The sequence below is a fragment of the Microbacterium sp. LB12 genome (assembly GCF_037150835.1).
GTDB lineage: Bacteria > Actinomycetota > Actinomycetes > Actinomycetales > Microbacteriaceae > Microbacterium.
Genome location: NZ_JBBCPF010000057.1, coordinates 1 through 275, shown reverse-complemented (window position 1 = coordinate 275; position 275 = coordinate 1). Strand labels below are relative to the sequence as shown.

The following is a 275-nucleotide window of genomic DNA, read 5'->3' as shown; positions in this document are numbered from 1 at the left end:
GCGGGAAACTCGACAACCGGTTCGGATCGACGCCGACGAGCGTGAGCAACTCCTCCGCCCGCTCCGTCTTCGCCCGCTTCGACATTCCCGGACGATGCGTATCGAAGATGTCGAAGATCTGCGCCTTGACACTGATGACCGGGTTCAGCGAGTTCATCGCCCCCTGGAACACCATCGAGATCTTGTCCCACCGGAATGCGCGAAGTCCTTCGCCGTCCAGGCCCACGATGTCGATATCGTGACCATCCCGGTCATGGAACACGATCTCCCCACCC

General features: G+C 61.1%; 1 pseudogene. It reads right to left on the bottom strand.

What is annotated here, in order from left to right:
* Window positions 1-275 (bottom strand): annotated as a pseudogene (locus WFM69_RS19480) (ABC transporter ATP-binding protein); the annotation flags it as partial.